The following is a 12,145-nucleotide window of genomic DNA, read 5'->3' on the forward strand; positions in this document are numbered from 1 at the left end:
ATCTGTAATAAATCCAAGTACTTATGTTAGGCAAAACTTATAATCAGTTTGAAAGGGTGTTAATTTTGAAAATAGCAGTTTTAATTCCATGTTACAACGAAGAATTAACAATAAAAAAGGTTATTACCGACTTCAAAAAGGTCTTACCAGATGCGTATATTTATGTTTACGATAATAATTCAAAAGACAATACTGCAGCAATTGCAAAGGAAAGTGGTGCTATAGTTGTAAGAGAACCTCGCCAAGGTAAAGGAAATGTTGTAAGAAGTATGTTTAAGGATATAGATGCTGATTATTACATTATGGTTGATGGTGACGATACATACCCTGCAGAATTTGCAAAAGAACTTCTTAAACCAATAATAAATGGTGAAGCTGATATGACTATAGGCGATAGATTATCAAATGGTACATATGAATCCGAAAATAAAAGAGCTTTCCACAACTTCGGAAACAAATTAGTAAAAAATCTTATTGGAAAACTGTTCAAAAATGATATTAACGATATTATGACAGGTTATAGAGCATTTAACAGATATTTTGTAAAAACCATACCTGTACTAAGTTCAGGATTTGAAATTGAGACAGAAATGAGTATACATGCGCTTGATAAAAAATTTCTTTTAAAGGAAATACCTATAGATTATAGAGATAGACCTGAAGGAAGTTCTTCAAAACTCAATACATACAAAGATGGTTTAAAAGTAATTAAAACAATTTTATTCCTTTTTAAGGACTATAAGCCTCTACCATTCTTTTCCATATTGGCGCTTTTAATATTCTTAATAGGATTACTAGTTGGTTCACCCGTTATAATAGAGTTTGTAAAAACTCATCGTATATCAAAATTACCTTCTGCAGTCCTAACTATGGGTCTTATTACTTCTGCTATTATGTTCTTTGTAAATGGGCTTATTTTAGATACTTTAGTAAAGCAGAACAACCAAAATTACGAGTTATTTTTAAATAATTATAAATCTACTAATCCTGTAGAAAATTATACTGATAAGTAATTGTAATTATATTTTTAACATTATTTATATATAAAAAAAGAAGAAAGCTTATTTATAATGAGCTTTCTTCTTTTTTATTTTTATAAATTCTTTGCCATAAATCTTCAAGTTATAATATTACTCTTAATTAAATGAAGGTATATCAAATTTTAAAATTGGACTTGTACACATATCAATTAATTTTTTGATATTATATATTTGATTATACGCCCATCTTACATCAGTAGCATATTGATGTGTTCCCGGATTTGCCGGATTCCATCTCATCTTATATAGAGTATTTTGAGCATAACTTGAATTATTTATATAGCTGGATCCTATCCAACTAGCTCCACCTATAATAGCCTTATCTACAGTTGTCCATCCCTGTTTATATGCAAATTGGGATCCATAGTAATTAGGATTTGAATCTAGTGCATTTATTCCAAACATATTGTAAACAATTGTACCATTTACATTCATTCCTTTTGCTAAGGCAGAAGTTCCATTTCCTGTCTCTAAAAGCGCATGAGAAACTAAATAAAATACACTGATATTATTTTGCTGAGCAGATTGAAGAAACGCTCCTCCATGTCCCTGCAACACGCCTTTACCTACAAGCATATTATTAACTTCATCAACAGTTATCCCTGATTGGTAGTTCAAAACTAAAAATTGATATATACCATAACTATCAAGAAAATTATTAGGATTAGCATAATATTGGACTGTACTTCTATCTGCTGAAACCCAAGAACTTCCTGATTCTGTAACTGGCTCTCCATACTGCATTTGCTTATCAACTAACTGTGATAGTGAAGTGTTGTACTTTGTACTTGAAGCATCAACTCCAACCAGCTTAGTAATTTTAAAGCTTTGAGAAGTAGTTTTACCACCATTATCATAAGCCGTTAGAGTAACAGTATGTAGTCCATTTGTTAACCCAGTTGTATCTAAAGTATAATTAAATCCACTTACATCTGCATTTTGATACATAGGATATGCATTCTTAACATCAGGTCTGGAAGAACCATATGAGGTATCTGCCTTATACTGTCCATCTACAGAAACAGTCACTTTTTGAATTCCTGTAGAACCAAGTGCCCATCCTCTTAAGTTTAAGTTATTTAGGCTAGAATCCTTAATAATAACATCTCCACTTGGATCATCTATACACATCATAGGTTGTAAAACCTTATACGTTATATTCATAGATTTGTTTAGTATCTGTGAATCCTTTCCTATAACTTGAACTTTTAATGTCTTGTTTCCATCAGTTAATATATTTCTTCCTATTGAAAAAGAATAATTAACTTGTCCACCATTCACAGAAGTAATATTTGCTTTTCCAAGTAGGCTTGTGTATTCGTACACATCAATTTCTTGAATTCCATTGGAATTAGTAGCACTACCACTTAAGTTAATAGTTTGATTATCATAAAATACACTTCCAGCACTTGGTGATGCTATACTCACACTAGGAGCTACAGCTTGAGATAAATCTCTAACAATTCTCATTCTAATTGCCTGTATATTCTGATTGGGGTCTCCAGTTATAGCACCATCCTGAACCCAATCCATCCAACCTACATTAGCCACATGTACCTGATATTGAATATGATAGCCGGATATATTATTCAACTTTATTTGTATTTGCCTCATTGCCAAGGCTTGTCCTACCGTCCCTACGATATTACCATTTTGAACTTCTGACATCCAACCCTTATTCTCTACGTTAGCTTGGTAAGATATGCTGGATCCTGTTGGTAAATTATCGCTGTTTATTTTAAGAGCTTCTAGATTTACGCCCTTTCCGACAGTTCCTGCAATATCCATGTTACTTGTAGGATTCATCCAGCCTATATTTTGAACCTGTGCTTGATAATTTACATTTATGTCACCAGTAGGCTGAGCTGGCTGAGGTGTAGGCTGCACTGTTGTACCATCTTTTACTATTTTTATTCTTATTGCCTCAACTCTTAAACCTCTACCACTAGTACCTGCAACTGCACCATCTTGTACCCAATCCATCCAACCTACATTTTGAACATGGACCTGATATGCAACATGGTAATTTGGAGCCCCAGCAAGATTGATTTTTATTGCCTCAACCCTAAGTCCTTGACCCGTCGTTCCCGCAACTGCACCTTCTTGTACCTGCGACATCCAACCTATATTCTCTACATGAACCTGATAGTTAATAGTAGCTCCAGGAACAACATTACTATTTAAGAGGTTCATTTTTAACGCCTCAATTCTAAGATCTTGTCCTGTTGTGCCACTGGTATCACCATCTTGAAATGCTTGCTGCCAACCAATATTTTGTACATGTGATGAATATTGAATTCCTAAATCATTAGTCTGCGCATTTACTTTGCTTGAAAATATAGATATAAACATTAAAACGAACATAGCAAATATTATGTTCATTTTCTTCGTCATTAATGTTCACCTCCTTTCAACCATAAATAAAACAGCATATATTATTTTTCGTAATATATACTCATAAATTGAGTAAAATATAAAATTTATATATTAAAATAATATCTAAACTTAATTGATATTACTCTATTTATCTTTTCATTTTGCACTTTTGATTTAAGGTGTTAAATCATATGTGTATGCAAGTAACTTATTGTAAAATTAATACATAAATTCACTTAAAATTTTTGCCACACACGTATAATATTATTATTTTATGCATTCTAAGTCAAGTAAAATTAGCGGTTAATTCGCCACAATACATTTAATTTACTTATTTTTATACAATAAATACACAGTAATATATTATTTCATCATTTTTTACACTAATTATATTTTTTTTGGATAAAAAGTATAATTATAACTTTAATATTTTAAATAATAACATACATACTTATCACGAACATGGAACTAAAAAAATAACCATCCACTTTAATTGGATAGTTATTTTTAATTCTATTTACGAAACTTTTTTTTTATTATACGCTTGATTTTTGATATAACTCTAACATAATAATACTTTATCAAGCCTTGACTTTTGTAAAAAAACTTTACCTTTTTTATTTTATCAGAAGATATATATGGATTCTCACAAAATTCAATTAATGGTTTAACAACGTTACTCCATTTATACTCTTCTTTTATCTTACTAATGTTCTCTTTCGCTTCTTTATACTTATCAGTATCATCAAGCAGTTTAAGTATTTTATCAGCTAAATTCTCATGATCGCCCGCTTCATGACAAAATCCCAAATTGTTTTTTTCTACAAGCTCAGACATATAATCACCACTTGTAAGAACCATAGGCAAATCGCACCATAAATAGTCCAAAATTCTGGTTCTAAAAGAATACCTAGTCTCAAGATTATTCAGATATGTACTTACACCTATATCAGCCTCTAAAAGATAATTTTGTCTTTCATTGTAATCTACCCATTCATTAAAAAATACATTTTTATTATAAATACCGTATTCTTTACTTCTTTTTATACATTCATCTGCTACAGTAGTATCTACATTTAAGCTTGGATGACCAATTCCCATAAAAAATAATTTAACATCCTGCCTTTTACAACATATATCCTTCATTGCTTCAATTAGGGTAATAGGATCAAACCAATTCCAAATGCCTCCTCCCCATATAAGTACTTTATCATCAATACCTATATTAGGCCATACACCCTTTAAAACATTCTTAGTTTTTTTAGGAGCTTCATCATTAAATCCAAATGGTACAACATCAATAAGTTTTTTCATTTGAACATCATCTGTATAAGTAACTGGATTAACTCTATTTATTGCAGAAAGCATTCCCATCCAGTAATCTTTTTGCTTTTCACTAGCACATATAAAAAAATCTCCAATGGATAGTTGTTCGAGCAATAAGTTTATATCTGTTTCATGATAATCAACACGTTCCTTTATACTTAAAAACTTTCTAAGCTCCAAATTTTCCAACGTTATTGGGTCATATATATCAACTGCTATAGGCTTTTTCACACGTTTTAAAAATGGATACAACCTAAAGGCTATTCCTTGAACAACTATAGAATCCACATTACTTGCTTTTTGTTTAAGAACATCTTTATCTCCAATAATAATTTCAAAGCTTTCATTTTCAAAGCTCATATCAGTTGTTTTATTAGGTATAAATAAAATAACTGATAGCTTTTTCGACAATTCCCTTGCAAAATTTAAATATCTTATACCTGGTCCCGACATTTTCTTTGCAACATTATCAGGACTAATTAATAAAACACTTTTCATTTTTATACTCCCATTATCTCCTAAATATTTTCTTAAAAGCCCTAAAAATATTTAAATTCTTAATTCTGTTAAGATTTCTATCTATTTTTCCAACATGACTCTCGAGCTCATTTACATTTACTTTAACTTCACTCAATGAATTTTGTAAATTTAATATTTTTTTATTTAAAGAATTTATTTCTTTCATCTTTTTAATCATTATAGTATTTACATCGCCATTTTCTGAGCCTTCTGAAAGCATAACCTCTTCTGAAATATCGAAATCAGATACTAGCTCTTCTTCATCCAGAACAACACATTTTTCTTTATCTAAAGGATTAACCTTATATACACATTTACTCTTAAATAAGAGACTTCCTTTAAGCTCTTTTCCATTCTCAATTATAGATCCAATATATTCATTTAAATCCTCTTTTTCTTCTCCATCATTTTTCCATATAGTTATGCAATTAGTAAAATCGTCTGTATCAGCTTCTAAGATAAATCTAAACTTTCTATTTTGAGAATTCATTATAGGCTTAAACTTGATACTAATCCATGAATTATCTGTAAGAGAACTAGCATCTATAGTTTGTTCTGCAACTATACTATTATTACTGTCCTCATATAAATAAAATTTTATATCATGTTCATTTTTTCTTCCATATGTTGCAACCTTCAAATCAATACTCGTTAAATTTGGATATCTACATATGAATTTTTGACCTATTTTTCTTCCTTTAGTTAACTGACCAACGTTTGAAGTTTGCCTTTCTTCTGAAATATCTACAATTACATTTTTAGTTCCTTCTATATCCATTTTCATCTTTTTGATAGGATCATTACAGAATTTTACTAAAGGTTTCATTACTTTTTTCCATCTATATTCTTCTCTTACTTTTGCTATATTTGCTTTACATTTCTCGTAAAAAGCTTCATCTGAAACTAATTTTAAAATACCATCTTTTAAGCTAGCCACATTTCCATACTTTACAACAACGCCCAACTCATCCTTCTCTATAAGCTCTGCAAAATAATCTCCCTCTGTTGCTATTATAGGTAGTTTAGCCCAGAAATAATCAAGTATTCTTGTTCTAAAAGAAAACCTAGTTTCAAGATTATCTAAATGACAACTAACACCTGCAAAAGATTCCATAAGGAAATTTTGTCTATCATTATATTCAACCCAATCCATGTTAAAGAATACATATTTATCTTTTAATTCGAGTTTTTCAGCTAATTTTATAGCATTATTACACATTTCCATCTCTGGTACTCCTGGATTAGGATGTTTTACACCCAAGAAAAATAATTTAATATCATCTCTTTCCTTAGATATTTCATTAATTGCTTTAATCAAAGTGATTGGATCAAACCAATTCCATATTCCTCCACCCCAAATAAGTACTTTATCTGTATCCTTTAAATTTGGTATTTTATCTTTCATCATTTTTTTATTGTTTACAGGTTCTTCATTACTAACACCAAATGGAACTAAATCAATAAGCTTATCAAGTTTATATGATAAATCATATTCATGTGGATTTACTTTATTAAGTGCAGAAAGCATTCCTATCCAGTAATCCATTTGCTTGTCATTTGCACATATGAAATAATCTCCTAATTCTAGCTGCTCCAACTGTATCTTTAAATTCAAATTATTTGCTTCTACTCTATTTTTTATACTTTTATTCTTATATGTCTCCAGAATTTCTATAACAAATGGATCATATATATCAACTATAAGTATCTTTTCTCTGCAAATATCCTTAAGTTCAGGTATTATTTCAAGTATAAGTCCCTGTAGTATTATTATATCACTTTCATGCGCTGCTCTTATAAGTTTATCTGCATTTCCCGGCTCGTATTCTACCATCTCAATATTTAACTCAGAAGTATCTATCTGATTTTCGTTAGGTATTGCTAAAACAACCTCATTATATTTACCTAATTCTTTGGCAAACTCCCAATATCTTATTCCTGGTCCTGCCATTTTTTTAGCTATTGGTTCATTAGATATAAGCAGTATTTTTCTTCTAAATTTAGCATCTAATTTTTCTTCAACATTATATGTATTTAATAATCTTTGGAATTTGTCCAAGTACTTATAATCATGATAATACTCAACTGGAAATGGCATTAAAGGATTAGGTATTAACTTCTTTAAATCAGTATCTTTAACTTTTCTATTCCTTTGTATGTACTGTCTTTTTTCATTAAGTCTTTGTAAGTTATCCGTAAGATTATTTATGGCAACTAAAGAAGAAAAGTTCTTTTCATCAGAATCAATTTCAAAAAAACTTTCTTCAGTATTAGTTATATCAAATACACCTTCATCTAACTTTAAATCCATTTGTATCCTTTGAATCATTAAAAGCAAATTACATAGAACAATATCAAAATTATCACTTGAATAGTTTTTATATATTGTATATAATGCATTTCTTTCAAACAAAGTTTTCATTTTATGTTGATTAAATTTCTTAGACGTACCATTATGCCTATGATAACATATAGCTTTAGAACAAAATCTAACTTTATATCCTAAAACCCATAATCTCCAACCAAGATCTACATCTTCATAGTAAGCAAAATAATCCTTATCAAAACCTCCAATTTCAATAAAAACATCTTTTCTTATGAGCATAGAACCACCACAAGCAAAAAGTATATCTCTATCTTCATTATACTTCTTATTAGCTTCCTTTATATCCATGCCATAATCATATTGGTAGCCGTATCCAGCAAAACTTACACTTCCACCAGCAAAATCAAGTTTAGAACCGTCCCAATTGACAATCTTACTTCCTGCACATACGTAACTATTATCGTTACAGTTTTCAAGAGTTTCAAACATGTCATTAAGCCAATTTTTATCTAACTTCATGTCATTGTTGATTAATGCTAAATACTCTCCCTCTGCTATCTTTGCAGCATCATCATTAGGTTTTGCAAATCCTTCGTTTGAATCATTTTTTATAATTTTAACTGCTGGATAGTTTTTTTTCAAAAACTCAACTGAGCCATCCTTTGAGCCATTATCTACAACTATATATTCAATTTTATCGCTTGGATAAGATAAATTTTTAAGCTCACTAAAACAATTTTTAAGATGCTGCAATCCATTATAATTTACGATTATAAAACTTACTTTAGGATAACTATTCAAAATATTTTCCCCACTTTCCATTTTTAACGATTATTAAAGCATCCAATCACAACTAATTTTAACTTTTCCATCCTCTTTTATGTTTCCTTCGTGAATTGTAAACCAATAATGCTTATGTCTAAAATCGTATATCTCTTGTAAATTCTCATCCATCAGTGCAATTGAAAAATAATATTTAGATTTTAACAAAAGTTCATTTTGTAAAGAAAAACTCACCATGTTAGTATCCTTCATTTCTGTAATCAACATTCCATCTTGTTTACAATCATGGTATATAAGCTTATATCCTTCTTCTGTAATTATTTCAAATGCCATAACAGCTGCTTTAATATCAGTATTTTTCCTAAATTCAACATTTACCTTTATATTTTCTTCAGTTCCAAAAAAGTTCCTAGGTCTACCCTCTTTATCAGAGAAATATAATTTAGTTATTTCTAGTTTTTTGTTACCTTCTCTATTTCCATCTTTAAATTCATCTGCCTCATGAAGCTTAAAATCAAAATCAGCTAGACTTTCCTCGCTTTTTTGCTCTTCTTTTTTATGTTCTTCACTTTTAGCATATAATAGCTTCATGTATAGTCCAACCATTCTATCAGTAGATCCCTCTATTACTTCTCCACCTTTTCTTATGAATATGCATCTATCACATATACGTCTTACCGTGCTCATATCATGAGAAACAAATAAAATAGTTTTACCCTGTTCCTTAAATGCTTGTATTTTATTAAGACACTTTTTCTGAAAATTTGCGTCTCCAACCGCTAAAACCTCATCAACAAGAAGTATATCTGGATTTACAGTTACAGCAACTGAAAAACCAAGTCTCATATACATTCCAGAGGAATAATTTTTAACTGGTGTATCCATGAAATTTTCAAGCTCTGCAAATTCTACAATTTCATCATATCTCTCATCTATTTCTTTTTTACTAAGTCCCATTATAGAACCATATAAATATACATTTTCTCTACCTGTCATATCTGGTTGAAAACCAACTCCAACCTCAAGAAGAGAAGATATTTTTCCTTTAACCGTAACCTGACCCTCATTAGGTCTTATAATGTTAGCAACTAATTTTAAACTAGTACTTTTACCTGTTCCATTTTCTCCAATTATTCCTATAGTCTCACCTTGACCAATTTTAAAAGAGGCATTTTTAAGAACATGAAGCTGTTCAACTTCAAGCTTATTTCTATTAAGCACCTTGTTTAAAAATTTTTCCTTCAAGGAATAGCTTTTGTTTTTATATAAATTAAAATGTTTTGAAACGTTTTTAAATTCAATAACTACCATATTATTTTCACTCCAATTTATTGTAAAGCTGTTCACCTAAGTAGGTTAATGCTTTAATTAAACTTCCTCTGCAAAATCATTTTCTATTTTTCTAAATATCCTATCGCCTACATATAAAAGCACTATATCCCATACCAATATTACTACTATGTAAAAAGGATTTGGCATTTTGCCTTCTAATAAAACACTTCTTATACATTCTACAATCATAGTCATAGGATTTATTAAAAGTATATTTTTGTACAAAATAGGAATACGATCCAATACATACACGATTGGTGTCAAATAAAACCATAACATAAACAGAACCTCTACAAAATGTGAAACATCTCTATATAATACATTAAGAGACGATAAAATAAGAGATAATCCAACAGAAAAAACTAAAAGCAATAGTAATATTATAGGAAGCAATAGTATAGTAAAGCTAAAAGGCACTTGCGATACTATCATAGCTCCAAATAAAATAACAAGAGTTATTAAAAAACTGACAAAGTTTGAAAATATTATTGATAAAGGCATTATCTGCCTAGGAAAATATATTTTCTTAATTAAATTTGAATTAGAAATAATAGATGTAGTACTTCCTTGAACAGCGCCTTGAAAAAATTGCCATGGGAGAAGCGCTGCAAGTAAAGTAACCGTATAATTAGGAGTAGTCTGGTGCATTATATATTTAAATGCAAAAGTATAAACAATCAAAAGCATTATTGGATTTAAAAATGACCAAAAAAAACCTAAAGCAGAATTTCTATACTTTAATTTTAATTCTTTCATTGTTAAGTTTTGTAAAAGTTCTTTATATTTTAATATCTCTTTGATAGAATTAATCAAAGGTTTCACCTACTTTTTTTCTAATATATTTTTATTTTTATATTCTTTTTCTTCAATATTTCTTCAAGCTCTACATCGTCTTTAACAGCCTCAGTACTTTCTTTCATAAACATTATTTTAACAGTTTGTATAATAAGCTTTATATCCAATAAAATAGAATAATTTTTTATATACATTATGTCGTATTTTATTTTATCTTCTGGCGTTGTATTATACTTCCCTAAAACCTGTGCTAAACCTGTAAGTCCTGCTTTTACAAAAGTTCTATACTTATAATCTGGTATTTCCTTTTCAAATTTTTCTACATAAAATGGTCTTTCTGGTCTTGGGCCAACTATGCTCATATCACCTTTTAATATGTTAAACAGCTGTGGTATTTCGTCTAACCTTGTAGCCCTCATAATTTTACCTATTTTAGTTATTCTAGAATCATTTTCTGTAACCAAAACTGGTCCTGAGTGTTTTTCTGCATTAACTATCATAGATCTAAATTTTATTAATTTAAACTTCTTACCACCATTTGTAACCCTTTCTTGAAAATAAAACGGACTTCCTCCATCTGTACATTTAATAATTATAGGAAGTATTATAAGGAATGGTGAAAATACTACAGTAGCTATTATCGCCACAACTATATCTAGTAATCTTTTTACTGTTTTTTGTTCTGCACTAAGTTCTAAAGTATCTACCTTTAAAATAGGAACGTCGTCTATCTGCTCAAAATTAGCTTTATAAAAAGCAATATCAGTAACAGATGGGACTATAAATATATTCTTATTCATATACATGCTTTCTTTTATAATGGTGCTTTTAGTATTTTCATCTAAGTCATCCGATATAAGCACTATATCTGCTTTTTCTACGATACTTTTTTTATCTTCAGTATAATTTTTAATTATACTGCTTATACTATATAAATCATCATGCTTAAGCAGTATTTTTTTTGCAATACTTTCTCCATTTTGACCTATTATCACAGTATTTTTTGTTCCATAAATCTTTCTTTCAAGCTTCCACCACAAGCATTTAAATATGGATAAAAGGAAAAATTGAAATACAGAACTAAGAAGTATAACTAGTCTCGGATAAGAAAACCCTCTCAATGAAAATGTAATAGCCATTGTAAACACAAAAAGCATTATTACTGTTAAAAAAATTGAATATACAATCTCCCAGAGGCTCTTCTTAAGTATATCAACAAGTCCAAATATATACATAAACACCATATACACAATAATTGTAAATGGTAGTGATCTTTCAAAAGGAGCATAATTAAATTTTGGAGGTATAATCCTAAATCTAAACCTAACCATGTAAGCTAAATATATGGAAAATGCCACAATAAATATTTCAAGAACAATAGATAAAATTCTGTAGAAATTTGAAATCGCATTGTTTTTTTTCAAGAACTTCACCTCTTTTACCTAATTTTTAAACAAAAACAATCACTAATCTACTATAACAAATTAAGTATATTATTTCAAGTGACATTTACCAACGCTTTTCCTATTAAGACAAATTCTAAACTAAAATCCACAAAACCTAATTTAACTATAGAAATTTAATCCACATTATAAAATCTATAACTTAATATAGGGCTTCTAACTCAATCATAAATCTACACACTAAT

7 protein-coding genes are annotated in these 12,145 nt (G+C 29.3%); 1 reads left to right on the forward strand and 6 read right to left on the reverse strand.

The window, feature by feature from the left end:
- Positions 1-65: 65 nt before the first annotated feature.
- Positions 66-1,013, forward strand: coding sequence for a glycosyltransferase family 2 protein (locus CA_RS11915; RefSeq protein WP_010965621.1), 948 nt, complete (start codon positions 66-68; stop codon positions 1,011-1,013).
- Positions 1,014-1,136: 123 nt separating this feature from the next.
- Here the strand turns inward: CA_RS11915 and CA_RS11920 are convergent, their stop codons facing one another.
- The 6 genes from CA_RS11920 to CA_RS11945 all read right to left on the reverse strand — a co-directional run bounded on the left by CA_RS11920 (position 1,137) and on the right by CA_RS11945 (position 11,930).
- The gene (locus CA_RS11920; protein WP_010965622.1) at positions 1,137-3,434 is read right to left on the reverse strand and encodes an Ig-like domain-containing protein; all 2,298 of its coding nucleotides are present in this window, start codon (positions 3,432-3,434) and stop codon (positions 1,137-1,139) included.
- A gap of 495 nt (positions 3,435-3,929) precedes the next feature.
- Positions 3,930-5,240: a glycosyltransferase family 4 protein gene (locus CA_RS11925; protein WP_010965623.1), complete on the reverse strand. Its 1,311-nt coding sequence runs from the start codon at positions 5,238-5,240 to the stop codon at positions 3,930-3,932.
- 13 nt (positions 5,241-5,253) lie between these two features.
- Positions 5,254-8,388, reverse strand: coding sequence for a glycosyltransferase (locus CA_RS11930; protein ID WP_010965624.1), 3,135 nt, complete (start codon positions 8,386-8,388; stop codon positions 5,254-5,256).
- A gap of 33 nt (positions 8,389-8,421) precedes the next feature.
- Positions 8,422-9,681 (reverse strand): ABC transporter ATP-binding protein, encoded by a 1,260-nt coding sequence (locus CA_RS11935; RefSeq protein WP_010965625.1) that lies wholly within the window; start codon positions 9,679-9,681, stop codon positions 8,422-8,424.
- A 57-nt stretch (positions 9,682-9,738) separates the two neighbouring features.
- The gene (locus tag CA_RS11940; RefSeq protein ID WP_242970172.1) at positions 9,739-10,524 is read right to left on the reverse strand and encodes an ABC transporter permease; all 786 of its coding nucleotides are present in this window, start codon (positions 10,522-10,524) and stop codon (positions 9,739-9,741) included.
- Between the two features lie 11 nt (positions 10,525-10,535).
- Positions 10,536-11,930, reverse strand: coding sequence for a sugar transferase (locus CA_RS11945; RefSeq protein WP_242663027.1), 1,395 nt, complete (start codon positions 11,928-11,930; stop codon positions 10,536-10,538).
- Between the last annotated feature and the right edge of the window lie 215 nt (positions 11,931-12,145).

Origin of the sequence: Clostridium acetobutylicum ATCC 824, assembly GCF_000008765.1 — a bacterium.
GTDB classification, from domain to species: domain Bacteria; phylum Bacillota; class Clostridia; order Clostridiales; family Clostridiaceae; genus Clostridium_S; species Clostridium_S acetobutylicum.

Bases quoted from the DNA above. Each gene is read 5' to 3' on its own strand.
- CA_RS11925 (WP_010965623.1), bottom strand. From the start codon at position 5,240: ATGAAAAGTGTTTTATTAATTAGTCCTGATAATGTTGCAAAGAAAATG.
- CA_RS11920 (WP_010965622.1), bottom strand. From the start codon at position 3,434: ATGACGAAGAAAATGAACATAATATTTGCTATGTTCGTTTTAATGTTT.
- CA_RS11935 (WP_010965625.1), bottom strand. From the start codon at position 9,681: ATGGTAGTTATTGAATTTAAAAACGTTTCAAAACATTTTAATTTATAT.